The organism is Halorubrum sp. Eb13 (assembly GCF_002252895.1).
In the GTDB taxonomy this organism is placed as follows: domain Archaea; phylum Halobacteriota; class Halobacteria; order Halobacteriales; family Haloferacaceae; genus Halorubrum.
The window spans coordinates 252,213-268,071 of the sequence record NZ_NHPE01000086.1 but is presented as its reverse complement, the minus strand read 5'-3'; the positions used below and the strand labels follow the sequence as shown (position 1 = coordinate 268,071).

Below are 15,859 nucleotides of genomic sequence, written 5' to 3'. Positions count from 1 at the left end.
CCTTATCTGAACACGATGCGACCAACACACCAAACGAAAGTTTCGCTACCGTTGGATCATGCGTTGCGAAAATCTGGTTGAACCGGATATGTCGTTCAACCGTCTGCCGGAGACTTCCACCCATTGGTACCCGGCGTCAGCGTTGAACTGACGTTACATCGGTGTGTTCCCCGAGGCGACCATCGTCGCTGATAGTCTGGCGGAGCTCCGAAAGGAACCTTTCCCCGTCAAGATCACTTCTGTCAAATATGACGGATCCACCCCAGGCGTGGTCGCCCATATACGTCCCGAGCGTTCCCCCAAGAGCATAAACAGGCTCTAACAGAACTGCAAGCGGATCCTGACCGACGAACGCCGGCAGCTCCGTTGTCGGGCCGTATTCGGCGTAGTCCTCGCGGAGGCGGTCAAGCCAGTCCGAGGGGTGATGAAAATCATCGTCGGTCCAGACGAAACGGTAGTAATTGGCAGCCTCCATCCCTACAGCGATAGCATTTGCTTTCCCCGAACACCCGACAGGGCCGCCGGCGGGGATCAACTGGACGTTCTCCGGGAGCGTGTTTCGGTCCGCAACCGGGTCGTCCTCGGTATCGTGGATGATGAGGAGCTCGTCCTCGGGACCCAACTTTGCGGCGACATCGTCACAGGCGTGGGTCCAAGACACCGTCGGGAGGAGCACGCTTGTCGGTATGCGTGTAGACATTGATGACTCACTATGATAGCTTCTCACGGCGAGACCGGACTCCGCCACCTGGCAGACTGCTGACGACACCGCCAGCAACCGCGAACGTGACAAGTGTTACCGTGAGTATGGCGGACAGGCCGACTTCCTGCCAGAGGACGAATGCATCTGGTGAAGCCGCCAGTACGCCCACGCGGACGATGCCCCTGTGATACCCCACCGGTTCAATAGCACCCGTCATGGCCAGAAACGTTACCACTGTCCATGGCAGTGTTCCCACCACGCCGGCTACGGCACTCACCACGGTCCTGCGACGCTGGCGCTGGAGTCCGCGTCCTGCGAGCCAGCCACCGGCGACAGGACCGATTCCGGTTGGGACGGCTAGACACACGACGATGCTGCCAAGCAGTGTCCCTGCTATGGTCTGCCATACAGTCTGTGTCTGGTTCTCGGACATCCGTACCTGAATATTGAGCGTACGTATGACTGGCTGTTTCTCGTGGCTTCACCTACTGAAGCCAGACAGAACGGCTAGAACGGCACAACCTATATTGACGAACGAAGAGATGACCGATGTACCGTGTCCGAGGTGCGAGATCCCGAAGCGCTCGCGGATTTGCTTGGGGACGAGTGTACGCGCACGATTCTCGTCGAGACGAAGAAGGAACCGTGCTCGGCGGCGGAGCTCAGCGACTGCGCCGGGGTCTCGGAGCCGACGGTCTATCGCCGACTCGAACGACTCCGCGAGTACGATCTGGTTACCGAAGATATCCAGCCAGTCACCGACGGAAAAAACTACAAGCTCTACCGGACGGATCTTGACGGGATCGAACTCGATATCAGCGAAGACGGCTTTGAGATTACGATTTCACGTCGGGAACGGATGGCAGACCGCTTCACGCAGTTCGTAGAGGGAAGCTAATATGCTCGATACACCGCTCCAATTGATTGATTTTGATACGCTACGAACCGTCCGTCAGCTGAGCGAGGTGATCCCGATGATCATCGGTTTGGGGATCGGTTACCTCGCTTACACGGCATACCGGCAGAATCAGAGCCGTCCGATGTTGTACATCGCGATCGGGTTCATACTAGTATTGTTCGTTCAGGCTCCGCTGGCCCTCATCTTCATTTACGTCTTGGAGCTTCCCACCCCGGTCCTCAATAGCCTCCTCCAAATCCCCGAGTTCACCGGTCTGGGACTGATCCTCTACGGGCTGTGGATGCCACGCCGAGACTAATGTCACGCCCGAGCCCATATACGACGGTAGGTTGACTTCAACCAGTGAAGCCAGGGAAATCGGCCTTTTTCCATGCGTCCATGCGTTCAGGTGTCGATGACCGAAGCAGACACCGACACCAACTTCGAACGAACCGCGTCGCGGTCGGGCGATGACGACCGGCGAACTAATTACGGTGGCATCACCGGACGCGTCGTCTCCGTGCTGTGGAATCGAACCGAGAATCGCCCCCGTGCACTCTGGCGGATCCTCGGAGTGGAAGTCGCCGCGCTCGTGGGGATTTTCGTGCTCCCGGGGCTGGCGCTCGCGGGCACCGAACTCCCGCCGTCGATGACCGGAGCCGCCTCAAACCTCATCGCTGCCCTCTCTGGACTCCTCGTGGCGGTTGGCGTCGCGAGGTACGTCGACCGGCGACCGTTGACCGACTACGGACTCGCGTTTGACCTGTCGTGGCTGAAGGACTTCGGCGCTGGCAGCGTCATCGCCCTGGCGGGGATGGCGGTAGCACTCCCCGTGAGTCTGCTTGCCGGGTGGGCGACCGTCTCCGAGGTGTTCTCGGGTGGCGCTGGCGCGAACGTGTTGCCGTTCGCCGCCGCATTCGGAGTGTGGACCATCCAGTGGATGTTTGTGGCCTTCTGGGAAGAGCTGGTCTATCGGGGCCTCATTCTGACGAGTGCCGTCGAAGGACTCCGGAGTCGGTGGCTGTCCGACCGTGGCGCGGTCGTGGCAGGAGTGGTGGCGTCCTCGCTGATATTCAGTCTCGGGCACTTCCCGGATACGCTGGGAAAGTTCGGATTTCGGGCGGCGTTAGGGCTCCTCCTCGGGGGCGCGTACGTGTGGACCGACTCGCTGGCGCTGCCGATCGGCCTCCATTTCCTGATCAACTTTGCGATAAACAACATCTACGGGCTAGCAAACTTCGGTGAGGCTGCGGGGGTTCTGCCGATGCTGATCCGGCCGACGTTCACCGGCCCGACACAGTTCGTCGGGGTGTACGGGGCAGTCAACGGCGCAGCCGTGCTCTGTGTCGCTGCGCTCACCGTCGGATACGTTGTCCTCCGGAACGGCGATCTTAGGTCGCGGCTGTCGTCAGCGTACATGCAGTGAGAGTGACCTGAGTACCTACGACGCATGACGCGGACATCGACGTGGAACGGTGACGCCGAGCGGCGGATTCACCGCCCACCCGAAAGGGTTCGACGCCGAGTTCATGGACAAGCCCCACCCTCAAAACGCCGAAGGCGTTTATCATGGGGTAGTTGACTAGTAAATGTGGATATCAAAATCAGGTTGATCGTTCGGAAGCGGATTGATATTCGCTGATAGCGCTTCCGATCAAAGTGAGGATAACAAAGAGGCCGATCACGACAAGCAAGCCTCCCCACCCCGGTTTAGACAGCTGGTAGAGAAGCAAACCCATAATCACGTTCGCACTAGCTAATCCGAACGGATAGATCGCTCGTAATGGGTCCATCTTCTTGATCAGAGGCGTAATGAGATCGTGATGAGACTCCTCAAATTGGGATATATTCAATCCAGAGAGCGTATTCCAAGCAATTTGATGGGGACCCCGCGTCTTGAGACGCTTCCCTTCTGTGGTGTTTCCAACTGGATTAGAGGGACCGTCTGATCGAGATACGTCCCGTAGGTCCGGTTCGCATGCGCGGTGCACGTATCGGCGCCACCGATCGACTGGCATACTCGCATACGCGTATCCTGTTTTCCGCGCCACATATACACTGAGTACGTGTTACAGGCCGAGAAACCGGAAGATGCGGTCGTGGTCGCGATTTGCTCTTATCCGTACGGTTACTACTCCCAGAGAGAATTGTCACCCCACTCGTCGAGCGATCACCGAGACGGGCGGGGTGAATCGCCTCGGGGTCAAGCCCCGAGGCTTCCCGTTTCTACGACATAAAACGCGCCGGGGCGGGACTGAGAGCCTTGTCGACGGCGATTTGACCGTCCCGCTCGCGCGCTGGCTCCCGGAACCGAGGCGGTCAGCGGGTTGGCTGACGCGTCTGTATATCGGTGAACCGCTGTTTCAGGCTCTAAAACACTGGTGTTATTTATTTGTCTTTACCGCTGGGACTTCCGTTTGAGATGATCAACACCAGCAGACGAACCTTCCTAACGGGTGTCGGCGGACTGGCGCTGACGGGCGTCGGATCGACTGCTGACCGCGCGAAAGCCAGTTCACGCACGGTGGAGGCAGGTACGGTTCCTGAGACGGTGTCCCCCGAGATGAGCGATCTTGAGTCGGTTGTCGAAGAGACGCTGGCGTCGCAGCTCGGCGACGCTGCTCCCGGGGCGACAGTTGCGATTGTCAACGGCGACGATATCGCACTCGCAAAAGGATACGGCCACGCCGATGTCGAAACGGGGAGGCGTATGGATAAAAAAGAGACAGCCACCCGTATCGGATCGGTCTCGAAACTCGTGACGTGGACGGCAGTAATGCAGGGCGTACAGGATGGCGTCCTCGATTTGGATGCCGATGTTAACAGGTATCTTGAGGACTCCGCTGTCACTATCCCGGACACGTATTCCGACCCGGTGACGCTCCGTCATCTCGGAACCCACACTGCCGGGTTCAGCGTCGTTCCAAATCCTGGACTCGTTACGAACTCGAACGCACTCACCAGTCTGGAAACGGCGCTTGTCGAGGACCAACCGGACCGGATCCGCCCGCCAAGCGAAGCTGTCGCGTACTCCAACTGGGGCGCGACGCTGGCCGGTCACATCGTCGCTGAAGCATATGATACGACCTTCGAGGAGTACGTCCAATCAAACATCTGTGGTCCACTCGAGATGAACCACAGCACGTTTACACAGCCGGTTCCCGCTGACCACCCCGGCGACCTGGCTGCCCCACACGATTCGAGTGGCGACGAAATTACTCGGGCGGATCCGTTGTACATCAACTGGGGGCCGGCCGGGTCGATGAGTGCGACGGCACTCGATATGGCAGCGTTCATGCAAGCGCATCTCGGGTACGGGACCGACGCGATACTGAACAGCGAGACGATGGCAACGATGCACAGCCGACAATACGGACGTCACCCGGCGGTCAACGGACTGCGATACGGGTTCTTCGAGTACGGCCCTCCCAGTGGATCGTACATCGGTCATTCGGGCGGGACCGTCTACTACACTGCTTGGCTGGGGCTGCTCCCAGACCACGACGTCGGAGTGTTCATCGGGTTCAACGGTCTCGGAGACCCAGTCACTCCCGCCGCCGAGATCCTGACCGAATACGGCTTGTTCCCTGAAACCCCAACACCTGATCCAACCACGGCGCGAACGAGCCGCGAGCGCGCTGAGGCGGTAGCGGGTGAATACAAGTCTACGGCTACCGCTTTTGAAGACGACTGGCGTCAAGTGATTGGGCTGTTAAGCCGACTATCTGTCGACGCAACTGATGATGGTGGTCTCGTCACACAGACCATGGGAGGCGACGCCGTCGAGTGGGTCGAAACCGAGCCGTACGTCTATCGCGAACGTAATGGGGACGATGTCCTAGCGGTCGATGTTGCGGACGGGCGTGTCACGCAACTGCACCTTAACAGTCAACCGTCGACTACCTTCCTCCCGGTCACGATGCCTGACCAGCGCAAGGTCACGCTCGGAGCTGTCGGAGCCGCAGCCGGGGGATCCGCTCTTTCTCTCGTCGGGTGGGCGGGAATCAGCGGCTGGCGGCGTCTCAGTCGCTTCCGATCTGGTAGCGACGGCGGATCCACACCCGATGACGAGACGGCTCAACCAGACCGCAATAAGGAGGGATCGCAGTGACAACTCCACAGTCGCCGTCCAACTCCGGCGAGGCAACAAAAGAAGGACGCAGGGGCATCGCCCTCGGACAGCGGGTGCGGAACCCCGCGTGGCTTGGCCGGGCCTCAGCCGTCGGGTTCTGTGTCACAGTGCTTGTGTTCGCCGGGAGCTTCGTGTTCACACTCATGAACCTCGATCAGTTCGCACTCCTCATCGTACCGGCTTGGCTGCAAGCAGTGCTCGCACTCCCGTACGTCGTTGCGGTGTTCGCACTCGGGACTGTCGCCGGAGCGGTCTCAGGCTGGCGGCACTCACACTGGTCGCTAGCTGCGAGAATCCACCAAACAGTGCTCGCGGGGCTAGCGATTCTATTCGTCTGGCAACTAACCGTCCTCGGATTCTTACCGTGAGTGCCACAGTGCGTATACGCACCGACGCAGTCGACAATCCACTGGAATTACGGAGAATCAAGGAGAAAGCCTCGCGCTTCAGCGCGGGGATGAATCCGACAATTCTCTACAGCAACCACAAACTTCTGGTCGGGTGTTTTAACTGAGTGATTGTCGTACCAATAGTTATCCGAGGCGGTCTATCCGCCCACTTAATCGGACAATATCGGGATTCCCGACCACACACAGAAAGCACCCTTTCTGTTGGAGTGTTCGGGTACAGTAAGAAGTACCTCTGAATCCCATGCCGGGATAGGAGTAACGGCTGATTGGCACAGCCAGTAGCCGTCACCGGGACAGCTACAAACCGCAAACACCCCAAACCAGTGGTGCGGGACCGTGGGAATCTTCGCCCTTCAGGGCGGAGAGGATGTCAAAGAAGTACGAGGCGGAAGCCCACGACTTTCGTCGTGGGAGAAAGTCGACATCCAAACGTCATGATAGATGAAATTCTAGAGTTTGCTGTTGACATACTACTAGAGTTCATTCCAAACGCTGTCTGGAAGTTCTTACTCTTTCTAGCTGGGACCGCGACGGCGGCAGTCGGCTGGTCAATGATCAACAATTCAACGCAGGCGGGCGGTGCGCTGATCGTTGTCGGGGTAGTAATGGCAATCGGTTCGTTAGTTTCGCTATACCGCCAATGAGACCGTGCGCGAATCGAGGAACAGACTGTGCCGCTAATATTCGAGTCCGGATTCAACTGCTGTGTTGAAATTCTCAATCAGTGAAATGTTCTTTGAGGCGTGCTGAATACGTAGCGCGAGTCGAGCAGCGCGTTCTCTCCCAGTTCCTCCGGTGAGATCTCGTGGCACGGGAGAAGACCTTCCGCCGGAATCAACGCCTGTGGAGGCTGCGCTCCCTGTGGATACGTCTGTATCTGCAGAGCGCGTCGTGGAAACAGGAAGCCCTACCCTCAAGGAACGAACGGCGTCAGCCGTGAGCGAGTAGGGGAGGGTAGTTCACAACCTCAGCGCATGCTGGACACTTAGCAAAAACACCGATATTCCCGTCTGCTCGTTCGTATTCAATACGTTTCCATGCCTGTGAGATCACACGATTACAGGTAGCACAATGACCAAGCGAGGACGGATTATTGATCATAACGGAGAGGAGGAGAGCATGTGCCTCTGATTCCTCCAGCAGAAACTGAGATTTAAATGATATTAAATATGGCGTATGAATGTGACGTCTGCGACAGTCCGACGATTACAACGCACCGTGATACGTTCACAAAAAGTGGAACGAACGAGGCCCGTGGCCGTCCTGCCACGCAAACGCGTAGAGACGGCGGCTTTCGACACGCCGGAGCCTGCGGCCGTCACTGCTTTCGCCCGTTGTGAGTGTCCACGTCGCGCCATCACCTCTGACCGAGTCGTCCTCAATTCGAAGTTCGAATGCCGGCTGCTCGAAGGCGTGGAGGCCGTCGTCGGTCGCAAGGACAACAACATCAGTTTCACCCACCGTTGCCGCCACGACGCCGCCGGCCGCCTCGACGACGGGCAGCGGGAAGCCTAAAGCGCCGCCGTCGGCCGGCGTCACGCCGAGGACGATCGTTTTCGGATCGAGGTCGTCCCGGTTCCACTCGCGCTCCGGGCCCTCGCCCCGCATCCCGCGGAGGCCGAACGCCTCGCGCTCTTCGTACGCCTCGTATCCGGAGGGGTCGTAGCCGCTCGCCGCGGCCGACCCCTCGGACTCCGGTTGGAGCACGGTCCCGTCCGGATACGCCTCGCGGAAGGCCGCGTAGGTGGTCATCGGCCCGGGTCGAACGCGGAGCACTTCGCCGGCGAGTTCGCCCGCGATACACTCACCGGTAGACTGCTTCCACTCCGAGTCGGTCTCGCGGTCGTACAGCACGAGGTCGTCGTCGGCCAACTTCCCCGAGACGCCGAAGGTGAGCCCCCGGCCGCCGACGGTTACCTCGTACACGACCGCGCTGCCGCAGATCGGACACCACGTGATCGCGATCGGGTCCTCGCCGCCGTCGGCAGTCGGGACTACGTCGTTGACGACCTCGTGGTAGTTGAGGATCCGGATCGGGTAGGCGCGCGCTGGGGATGCCTCGTCGCCGGGCTCTACAATCAGTACCTCGTCGTCGGGGTCGCCGAAGTAGTCGTCACCGAAGGTCGGGTCGTCGATGCTCGGGATCGCGTCCTTCGGGAGGACTGAAATCACGTTCATCGCCGACTCGCTCGAGTCGTTCACTGGTCCTCCGGAGCGGTGAGGTGTTCTCGCCCCCAGTCACGCATGGCGATGATCACGGGTTCGAGCGACCGCCCGCGGTCGGTCAGCGAGTACTCCACGCGGAACGGCTTCTCGCTGATGACGGTCCGGTCGATGAACCCGTGTTCTTCGAGATCTTCGAGGACGTCCGACTGGACCTTCCCTGAGATCCCGTCGACCTCCTCTTTGAGTGCATTGAATCCCAGCGGCCCGTTCTCCAAGAGTCGGTGAATAACGACCGGATGCCACTTCTTACCGATCAGCGTCGCAGTCGTCGTGATCGGACACCAGTCGCTGCCCGCACACCACACCTCTAACGGCTCGATATCGGTACTCATACCGGATCCACGATCGCCACGAAAATAAAGGTACGTTTAGTAAGTAGGTGAGAAAATGATACCTGTCACGCCGACCGGTAACCCGGTTACCCGTCCGTTCGCGCGAACTTTTCAATTACCCATTCATACTAGGTTACTGTAGGTAACTAAGAGCGAACTCGAAATGGACGCCGACAGCACGGCCGTCCTGATCACCGACCCGCAGATCGACTTCCTGAAGCCCGAGAGCGTGGTGTGGGACAAGGTCGGCGAGACCGTCGAGGAGAACGCCGTCGTCGACAAGCTCCGCCGACTCTGCGACGCCGCTCGCGAAGGCGACATGCCCGTCTTCTACTCGCCGCACGAGTACGAGGACGCCGAGTACGAGAGCTGGGAACACCTGAACACGATCGACCAGATCATGTTCGACACGCGGATGTTCGACACCGCGGGCGACGGCGCCGACTTCGTTCCCGAGCTCGAACCGGACGACAACACGACCGTTCTCTCGCCGCACGAGCAGCTCTCCGGGTTCTGGAGCAACGACGCGCAGATCCAGCTCCGTCAGCGCGGTATCGACACGATCGTGCTCGTGGGGATGAGTGCGAATCTCTGCGTAGAGTCGCACCTGCGGGACGTCGTCGAGAACGGCTTCGAGGTGCCGACCGTGACCGACGCCACGGCGGCCGCCGGCGAACAGGCGCTTCAGGCGGCGCTCACGAACGACGGGTTCATCGCCCACGAGACCGCCGAGACCGACGACGTCGTCGAGCGGTTGGCGGCGGCAGAGTAGGACCGGCGTCGTAGGGGAACCCGGCTACGCGGCGTCTTTCCACGTATGAATCGTCTGTGGTCGACAGACGGCTGATCGATGCGACTCCTCACGAGGTAGCGCGGTCGAGCCACACAACCGGTACACTTCTTTACAGGCGGTCAATAATCGAACGTATGGACCGACCGTCTCCGAGCGACCGTCTCGCATTTAAATCCGAGGGCGTCGTGATAGCGGTCGTCGCGTTCGCGCTGACGCGGGGGACGGTCGCCGACCTGTTGGTAACAGAGCGGGGGTTCGTGATGGAGATGAGCGCGGTACTGGTGTTAGCGGTCGGATTCGGCGTCGTCCTGTACGGGATCAACCTCGCAGTCAGCACCCGTGACCGGACATACACCCGGACCGTCCTCGGCTGGTTCCTCGGCGGCGCCGCTGCGGTCGGACTCGTGCTCGGTCCGTTACTGATTGCGTCGTCGTCGGGAGACGCCACCGCCACAGCTGCCGCCGTCGGCATCGTCGGCGGCGGCGCGGGACTGCTCGTCGGGATCCGCGGCGCGGAGACGGACCGACGGCAGGCCACTGTGGACCGGCAGATCGAACAGGCGCGGCTCCTCAATCGGATCCTCAGACACGAGGTCCGGAACTCCGTCACGATCCTCCGGGGGCACTCGGAGATTCTGTTCGAGGAGCGCGAGGAAACCGCCGACCGAAGCAAGACGGCGATCACCGACGCGATCGCGCGGATCGAACGGGCAGTAGACGAGACGCGCTTTCTCACCGTCGGCACGGTCGACGGCGGTAGCGCGCTCGGACCAGTACGGCTCGACGAGGCGATCCGGAGACATGCGGAGCGCACCGATCGAGACGCATCGGCGGTGGCGGTCCCGTCGGTGACGATCAGAGCGGACCGATACGTTGACCGGCTGCTCGACGAACTCGCGGCGCTCCCCGACTGGGCGGACTCGGGCGCCGATCCCTTCGCGATCGACGTCGGGGACCGGTACGTCGAGTTGTCCGTCACGGCCCCCAGAGCGTGGCTCAGCGCTCGGGAACGGGAAGTGCTCGTCGAGGGAATCCCCGAACAGGAGCGGAACGACGTGGACTACGGCGTCCCGGTCGTCCGGCTCCTCGTCGCGAGATACGGCGGGGATATCGGCGTCGACGACACCGGCGAGGCGGCTACCCTCCGGGTGCGGCTCCCGCGAACCGGCCGAACCGGCACGGCGGGCGACACGCCGGGACTCGCGAGCGGGACGTTGTGGCGGACGCTCGGCATCGGGCTGGCGGCCGGTGTCGCGATGGGCGCGTTCTTTCAGGCGACGACCGGAACACTGCCGGTGATCGGCGCGCTGTACGGAGCGTCCGTCTCGTCGGTGGGGTGGGTCGCGCACCTGTTCCACAGCGCCGTGTTCGCGACCGTGTTCACCGTTGTCCGCTCCGAGATACCCGGCAGGCTGCTCGGTGAGTCCGTCGGGGCCAGCGTCGCCGCGGGGGTCGCGTACGGGCTCTTCCTGTGGTTCGTCTTGGCGGGAGTGGTCATGAGCCTCTGGTTGAACGCCGTGGGAGTCGCGACGCCGCTCCCGAATCTCGGCCAGGCCTCGTTCGTCGGTCACCTCCTCTGGGGCGGACTCGTCGGTGCGCTCTCGACGACGCTTCCGCCGCTTCCAGACCGGCAGACGATCCGGGACCGAGTGTTGGCAGCCATCGGTCGATGACGGGTTGATCACCACTCGACGGTCGAGCACTTTCTCGGTTCGGACGAACCGTCCGTGCGCTCTCGACGCACGATCTGAACGCTGTTTACATCCGTTGACTCTGATTTATTGTATGACACTGATTCACAGACAAACCCTGCTCGGCGCCCTCGGGGTCGGGATATCGTCGGTCTCGGGGTGTCTCGGATCCTCCGACGCCGGCGCCGAATCTGGGTCGATTGACGACGGCTCTGACGGATCGAGCGGTTCGGCTGCCGAGGGGCCGCCGACGGTCGAGCGGTCGCTCCCGGCGGCGGCGAAGTCGAATCCCATGACGCCATTGACGGTGCCTGCGACCGCGACGACGACGGCGATCGTCGCCGTCAGTTCGATCGAGAGCGCGAGCGTCATACCGCTGCGAAGCGGCGAATGGTCGTAGACGGCTGCTACGTGTGCGGGGCGGAAGCACTGTCTGGCGGGCGGCTCGAGCCCATCGACTTGATCGGATAACCTGACCCGGACCACAGCGTGTGCGATCACACCACACTATCGGCCGGGGCTCATGCCGTCCCGACGCCGACTGACACGTATGCTCCGAACCGGACAGACGGCGCCGACGTTCGAACTTCCGGGTGCGGGCGGCGGACGGATCGACACCCATAGCCTGGCCGAATACACCGATAACGGGTGGGCGGTCGTATTGGTGTTTTATCCGTTCGACTTCCATCCGGTCTGTACGACACAGATGTGTACGCTGCGGGACAGTGAGGCGCTGTCGCTGCTGGAGAACACCGTCGTCCTCGGTATCTCGACCGACAGCGTCTACAGCCACCGCGCGTTCGCGGAGAAACACCGGATCGATTTCCCGCTGATCTCGGACAGCGACGGCCGTGTCGCCGAGGCGTACGACGTGCGCGCCGACGAGATGGACGACCACCGCGGGGTCGCGCGCTCGGCGGTCTGCGTGGTCGATCCCGACCGCACCGTCCAGTACGCGTGGCGAAGTGGGGAGACGGACGACGAGCCGGACCTCACGGCCGTCGAACACGCCGCGCAGTGTCACGGCGACGAGTGCGAACTGCCAGACGGGAAGTCGTACCTGTGAGCACTACCGACGACGACGATTACCGGCCGGTAACCCGGTTACCGATCCGTTCGCGCGCTTTTATTGGGTAGTCTCGTATCTAGGTTACTAGAGGTAACCTGCGTCGGTTCGCCGGCGCGTGTCACACATCATGGTAAGCGTATTCACCGGACTGATCGCTGGACTGATCGCGACCGTCGTCATGACGATGTTCATGATGACGATGGGAGACAGCTCGCCGCCGCCGACCGCCGCCCTCTGGGCGAAGTACGTCGGCGACGAGGGGCCCGAGTCGTACATGAAACAGGGCATGCTGCTCCACATGCTGTACGGGGTCGGCGCGGGGGCCGCCTTCGCGGTCGGCGCGACCGCCCTCGTGCTGGATGTCGGCGCGGGAGTCCTCGTCGGGAGCGTACTCTGGGGGCTCGCTTTCGGACTCGTCCTGATGGTCGGCGGGATGATGTTCTGGATGCGGATCGTCCTCGCGATGGAACCCGACCCGAAGACGATGGCTTCGTTCGGCTTCTTCCACGTCGTCTACGGGGTCGTGTTGGGAGCGGGACTCGCGCTGCTCCCGGTGTAAGGCGTGCGCACGAACACGAACGCGGACGGTCGTCGCCCGGGATGTCTGCGCGACGACCGCCCGGTGCGCAGGTGTACCGCGGCGGCCGGCTCGGCGGTCGGTCGCGGGATAGAAGCGGCCGTTCGACGCGCCGCGTTCTGGACGGCGATCGCGTTCCCGGCGGTCTACGTCTTCGGAGCGGTCGATCCCGTCGCGGCGGCACTGCCGGTCGGCTGGCTCCCGCTCGCGATCGCGACGCACCTGCTGTTGCTGTGGGTCGGCCACGGCGCGCACCACTCAGCGTGATCGATGGCGGACGCACTCGCACTGATGACCGGGATCGACCCGCTGCCGCTGCTCTCAGTAGTGTCGGTCGATCGAGTCCTCGATCACTGGTGGGTGTTCCCCGCGTCGGTGCTGTTCTCGATGGTCGCCATCGCGGCCGGCGTCTCGGGCGCGCTCTTTTTCAGCCCGTTCTTCCTGTTGGCCGTCGGGCTCGGTCCCGCGCAGGCGGTCGGCGCGGGCCTGATGACTGAAGTGTTCGGGATGGGGAACGGTCTCCGGTCGTACGTCAAGCAGGGCGTCGTCGACTACGCGACCGCGAAGTGGCTGTTGGTCGGCGCGCTGCCGGCGATCGTGATCGGCTCGTTCGCGGCACATTACGTCCCCGACACGCTGTTGCGCGGCGGGTTCGGCGTCGGGCTGTTCGTGCTCGGCGGGTTCCTGTTGTACTCCGACTCCCCGGAAGAGACCGAACCCGGCGAGCGCGAGGTCGAGTTCCTCGAAAAGAAGAACGCGGAGTGCGGTACCACCGTCGTCACCGCCAGCGGCGGCGAGCGGTTCGTCTACCCGACCTGCTGGCGCCCGCCGGGCGTCGCGCTCGCGGCGCTCGGCGGAGCGATCACGGGATTGATCAGTGCCGGCCTCCCCGAGATCGTGACGACCCAGCTCGTGGCGCGGTGTCGGATGCCGCCGCGGGTCGCCGTCGCCACGTCGGTGTTCGTGCTCGCGATCGCCGCGGTCGCCGGGGCCGCCGTCCACGCGCTGGCCGCGACGCCCGTCTGGTACGTGGTGGTCTGGTCGATCCCAGGGGTGCTTGTCGGCGGGACGATAGGTGCCCGCGCCGGGAAGTACGTCCCGAGCGGGCTCATGGAGCGCGGGCTCGGGATCGTCTTCGGGGTCGTCGGCGGGGTCGTCCTCGTGACCACATTCGGGGTCTGAGACCGTGACCGGGTCGGCCTCCCGGAATCCCTCTCCGGCGCAATACACGGCCGCTGGAGGCCCCGGATCGCGGGTGACACGTCATCGCGTGACGAGTCGGCGTTCAGGACACACACTCCCGGGTGGGCCTCGCGGACGACCACCGTTTTTTAATCCCCGTTTCGAACGGCTACGCATGGACACGGCTACGTTCGTCGATCCGGACGGTCGCCCCGTGACGGCGGTCACAGCCGCAGAGATGCGGGCGGTCGACCGCGTTGCAGTCGAAGAGGTCGGTCTCGATCTACCCCGGATGATGGAACACGCCGGTCGAGGGCTCGCTGAGGCCGTTCTTGAGGTCCGATCGAGCAACCGGAGCGAACTCCCCGTCACGGTGCTCGCCGGCAACGGCGGGAACGGCGGCGGCGGGCTGGCGTGTGCTCGGCATCTTGCGAATCGGAACCTCTCCGTCCGAGTCGTTCTCGACCGAGCCCGGGCCGAAGTCGACGGCGTCACCGCGGAACAGCTCGGAATACTGGAGGCGATGGACGTGCCGGTCGAAGCGGCCGACGGCGACTCCGACCCCGACCCCGACATCGACGCGGCGCTCGAGGGTGTCGTCATCGACGCGCTGATCGGCTACGGACTGACGGGCCAACCCCGCGGCGCCACGGCAGAACTGATCGAGGCCGTTGGCAGCGCGTCGGAAGCGACCGTGTCGCTCGACGTCCCCTCCGGCACGAACGCGACGACGGGAGAGCGGCCGGGCGTCGCGGTCGAACCGGATCTCACGGCCACGCTCGCTCTGCCGAAGACGGGGGTCGCGGCGGTCGACGGCGACCTCCTGCTCGTCGATCTCTCGATTCCCTCGACCGCGTACGATCGCCTCGGGATCGGGTACACGAATCCGTTCGGAGAGGCGTTTTCCGTGCCGCTATCGAGGACGTGACGCCCGACACGCGGTACGATCCTATTCGTTCGCCATCTCGTACGCCAGGCGGTGCGGCATCAGCGCCAGCGTCCGGACGATCGCCGCGAGGGCGACGAAGATCCCGACGAGGACGTGCGCGACGCCGCCCAGCTTCAGCCAGAGCAGCACGGACGGGAAGGAGTGGATCGCCGCGAGCTGCGAGTTGAGCGCGGTTTCTCCCGCTCTGTCGGCGCCGCCACCGGCGAGGCTCCACCCCGTGTGGGTCGCGAAGTACTCCTCCAACAGCGGGTGGAACGCAGTGATCTCGAGGAAGAGCGCGAACCCGACAAGGAGGTAACCCACGACGGCGAACGCCGCGCCGATCTTGAGCATGCGCTTGATCCCGGCCATCGTCGATTCCATCTCCGCGGTCGTGAGCGGCTGCAACGCGGCCGCCTCGGTCTCTGTCGCCATGTCACTCCCGAAGCGACACCTGACATAAGCGTTGTCTGAGGGGCGCGTGACCGGGTTACGCGTCCGTGACGCGTTCACACACCTGAATCCCGGTTCGTCGGTGGGATAGTTACCTCCGACTCACCCGAGTGTTATGCCCCGTGAACCGCTGTTTACGGTCGTCAATGACGCCACTGATCGGCGACGCGAGTCTGGGGGCGAGCGGCTGGAAAGCAGACGCAGAGGGGGGTGACTGAGCCGATGAGCGCACTCGATACCCGTGACCCCGGGCGGATTGCGACGTGGAGCGACCTCGCGGATCGAGAACCCACACACGCCCCGGCGCGCGGCCACGATTCGCTGACCAGTTTCGAGCGCCGCGACCTGACGACGTGGAAGCGGGACGTCGCCGACCTCACCGGCGTCGAGTACGGGGGCGTGGGCGCGGCGGGGCGTCGGCGGTGAGCTGGGGCCCGACCGAGAGCGCCGGCTCGGCGAAGACCG

19 protein-coding genes are annotated in these 15,859 nt (G+C 62.8%); 14 read left to right on the top strand and 5 right to left on the bottom strand.

Annotation, left to right across the window (positions count from 1 at the left end):
* Positions 1-136: 136 nt before the first annotated feature.
* On the bottom strand, positions 137-676 hold the full coding sequence (locus tag DJ75_RS11050) for a glycosyltransferase (RefSeq protein ID WP_241881464.1): 540 nt from the start codon (positions 674-676) through the stop codon (positions 137-139).
* Between the two features lie 583 nt (positions 677-1,259).
* On the opposite strand from DJ75_RS11050, the gene DJ75_RS11045 reads away from it, so the two are divergent.
* The 6 genes from DJ75_RS11045 to DJ75_RS18270 all read left to right on the top strand — a co-directional run bounded on the left by DJ75_RS11045 (position 1,260) and on the right by DJ75_RS18270 (position 6,787).
* Positions 1,260-1,601 (top strand): winged helix-turn-helix domain-containing protein, encoded by a 342-nt coding sequence (locus tag DJ75_RS11045; protein WP_217900386.1) that lies wholly within the window; start codon positions 1,260-1,262, stop codon positions 1,599-1,601.
* Between the two features lies 1 nt (position 1,602).
* Entirely contained in the window at positions 1,603-1,920 is a 318-nt protein-coding gene (locus DJ75_RS11040; protein ID WP_094524502.1) for a hypothetical protein, read from the top strand.
* 96 nt (positions 1,921-2,016) lie between these two features.
* Complete coding sequence (locus DJ75_RS11035; protein WP_094524501.1) at positions 2,017-3,027, top strand: CPBP family intramembrane glutamic endopeptidase; 1,011 nt, start codon at positions 2,017-2,019, stop codon at positions 3,025-3,027.
* 996 nt (positions 3,028-4,023) lie between these two features.
* Entirely contained in the window at positions 4,024-5,712 is a 1,689-nt protein-coding gene (locus DJ75_RS11030; protein ID WP_254921961.1) for a serine hydrolase, read from the top strand.
* A complete protein-coding gene (locus DJ75_RS18275; protein ID WP_094557152.1) occupies positions 5,709-6,101 on the top strand; it encodes a hypothetical protein in 393 nt (130 codons plus the stop codon). The genes DJ75_RS11030 and DJ75_RS18275 overlap by 4 nt, the downstream gene beginning before the upstream one ends.
* 449 nt (positions 6,102-6,550) lie before the next feature.
* The gene (locus DJ75_RS18270) at positions 6,551-6,787 is read left to right on the top strand and encodes a hypothetical protein (protein ID WP_141212020.1); all 237 of its coding nucleotides are present in this window, start codon (positions 6,551-6,553) and stop codon (positions 6,785-6,787) included.
* Positions 6,788-7,370: 583 nt separating this feature from the next.
* On the opposite strand, the gene DJ75_RS11025 is transcribed toward DJ75_RS18270, so the two are convergent.
* The gene (locus tag DJ75_RS11025) at positions 7,371-8,345 is read right to left on the bottom strand and encodes a DUF3179 domain-containing protein (RefSeq protein ID WP_321166857.1); all 975 of its coding nucleotides are present in this window, start codon (positions 8,343-8,345) and stop codon (positions 7,371-7,373) included.
* Positions 8,342-8,701: a helix-turn-helix domain-containing protein gene (locus DJ75_RS11020; RefSeq protein ID WP_094524500.1), complete on the bottom strand. Its 360-nt coding sequence runs from the start codon at positions 8,699-8,701 to the stop codon at positions 8,342-8,344. Before DJ75_RS11020 ends, DJ75_RS11025 begins: the two co-directional genes overlap by 4 nt.
* A gap of 163 nt (positions 8,702-8,864) precedes the next feature.
* Between DJ75_RS11020 and DJ75_RS11015 the strand changes: the two genes are divergently transcribed.
* A complete protein-coding gene (locus DJ75_RS11015) occupies positions 8,865-9,473 on the top strand; it encodes a cysteine hydrolase family protein (RefSeq protein ID WP_094524499.1) in 609 nt (202 codons plus the stop codon).
* A gap of 155 nt (positions 9,474-9,628) precedes the next feature.
* Positions 9,629-11,167 carry a histidine kinase gene (locus tag DJ75_RS11010; protein WP_094524498.1) on the top strand — a complete coding sequence of 513 codons (1,539 nt, stop codon included), beginning with the start codon at positions 9,629-9,631 and terminating at the stop codon, positions 11,165-11,167.
* A 123-nt stretch (positions 11,168-11,290) separates the two neighbouring features.
* On the opposite strand, the gene DJ75_RS19140 is transcribed toward DJ75_RS11010, so the two are convergent.
* On the bottom strand, positions 11,291-11,557 hold the full coding sequence (locus DJ75_RS19140) for a hypothetical protein (protein ID WP_094524497.1): 267 nt from the start codon (positions 11,555-11,557) through the stop codon (positions 11,291-11,293).
* 178 nt (positions 11,558-11,735) lie between these two features.
* Between DJ75_RS19140 and DJ75_RS11000 the strand changes: the two genes are divergently transcribed.
* The 5 genes from DJ75_RS11000 to DJ75_RS10980 all read left to right on the top strand — a co-directional run bounded on the left by DJ75_RS11000 (position 11,736) and on the right by DJ75_RS10980 (position 14,941).
* The gene (locus tag DJ75_RS11000) at positions 11,736-12,251 is read left to right on the top strand and encodes a redoxin domain-containing protein (protein ID WP_094524496.1); all 516 of its coding nucleotides are present in this window, start codon (positions 11,736-11,738) and stop codon (positions 12,249-12,251) included.
* Positions 12,252-12,381: 130 nt separating this feature from the next.
* Positions 12,382-12,813 carry a hypothetical protein gene (locus tag DJ75_RS10995; RefSeq protein ID WP_094524495.1) on the top strand — a complete coding sequence of 144 codons (432 nt, stop codon included), beginning with the start codon at positions 12,382-12,384 and terminating at the stop codon, positions 12,811-12,813.
* Positions 12,814-12,876: 63 nt separating this feature from the next.
* The gene (locus tag DJ75_RS10990; RefSeq protein ID WP_141212019.1) at positions 12,877-13,098 is read left to right on the top strand and encodes a hypothetical protein; all 222 of its coding nucleotides are present in this window, start codon (positions 12,877-12,879) and stop codon (positions 13,096-13,098) included.
* A gap of 24 nt (positions 13,099-13,122) precedes the next feature.
* Positions 13,123-14,013 carry a sulfite exporter TauE/SafE family protein gene (locus DJ75_RS10985; protein ID WP_217900390.1) on the top strand — a complete coding sequence of 297 codons (891 nt, stop codon included), beginning with the start codon at positions 13,123-13,125 and terminating at the stop codon, positions 14,011-14,013.
* A gap of 175 nt (positions 14,014-14,188) precedes the next feature.
* The gene (locus DJ75_RS10980) at positions 14,189-14,941 is read left to right on the top strand and encodes an NAD(P)H-hydrate epimerase (RefSeq protein ID WP_094524492.1); all 753 of its coding nucleotides are present in this window, start codon (positions 14,189-14,191) and stop codon (positions 14,939-14,941) included.
* A gap of 21 nt (positions 14,942-14,962) precedes the next feature.
* On the opposite strand, the gene DJ75_RS10975 is transcribed toward DJ75_RS10980, so the two are convergent.
* Entirely contained in the window at positions 14,963-15,376 is a 414-nt protein-coding gene (locus tag DJ75_RS10975; protein WP_094524491.1) for a hypothetical protein, read from the bottom strand.
* 240 nt (positions 15,377-15,616) lie between these two features.
* Here DJ75_RS10975 and DJ75_RS18885 point away from each other — a divergent pair, with 240 nt between their 5' ends.
* Positions 15,617-15,820, top strand: a complete 204-nt coding sequence (locus DJ75_RS18885) for a hypothetical protein (RefSeq protein ID WP_217900385.1) — start codon at positions 15,617-15,619, stop codon at positions 15,818-15,820.
* Positions 15,821-15,859: the final 39 nt, after the last annotated feature.

Coding starts and splice junctions, on each gene's coding strand:
- DJ75_RS11040 (WP_094524502.1), top strand. CDS start 1,603: ATGCTCGATACACCGCTCCAATTGATTGATTTTGATACGCTACGAACC.
- DJ75_RS11035 (WP_094524501.1), top strand. CDS start 2,017: ATGACCGAAGCAGACACCGACACCAACTTCGAACGAACCGCGTCGCGG.
- DJ75_RS11030 (WP_254921961.1), top strand. CDS start 4,024: ATGATCAACACCAGCAGACGAACCTTCCTAACGGGTGTCGGCGGACTG.
- DJ75_RS11020 (WP_094524500.1), bottom strand. CDS start 8,701: ATGAGTACCGATATCGAGCCGTTAGAGGTGTGGTGTGCGGGCAGCGAC.
- DJ75_RS11015 (WP_094524499.1), top strand. CDS start 8,865: ATGGACGCCGACAGCACGGCCGTCCTGATCACCGACCCGCAGATCGAC.
- DJ75_RS11010 (WP_094524498.1), top strand. CDS start 9,629: ATGGACCGACCGTCTCCGAGCGACCGTCTCGCATTTAAATCCGAGGGC.
- DJ75_RS19140 (WP_094524497.1), bottom strand. CDS start 11,557: ATGACGCTCGCGCTCTCGATCGAACTGACGGCGACGATCGCCGTCGTC.
- DJ75_RS11000 (WP_094524496.1), top strand. CDS start 11,736: ATGCTCCGAACCGGACAGACGGCGCCGACGTTCGAACTTCCGGGTGCG.
- DJ75_RS10995 (WP_094524495.1), top strand. CDS start 12,382: ATGGTAAGCGTATTCACCGGACTGATCGCTGGACTGATCGCGACCGTC.
- DJ75_RS10985 (WP_217900390.1), top strand. CDS start 13,123: ATGACCGGGATCGACCCGCTGCCGCTGCTCTCAGTAGTGTCGGTCGAT.
- DJ75_RS10980 (WP_094524492.1), top strand. CDS start 14,189: ATGGACACGGCTACGTTCGTCGATCCGGACGGTCGCCCCGTGACGGCG.
- DJ75_RS10975 (WP_094524491.1), bottom strand. CDS start 15,376: ATGGCGACAGAGACCGAGGCGGCCGCGTTGCAGCCGCTCACGACCGCG.
- DJ75_RS18885 (WP_217900385.1), top strand. CDS start 15,617: ATGAGCGCACTCGATACCCGTGACCCCGGGCGGATTGCGACGTGGAGC.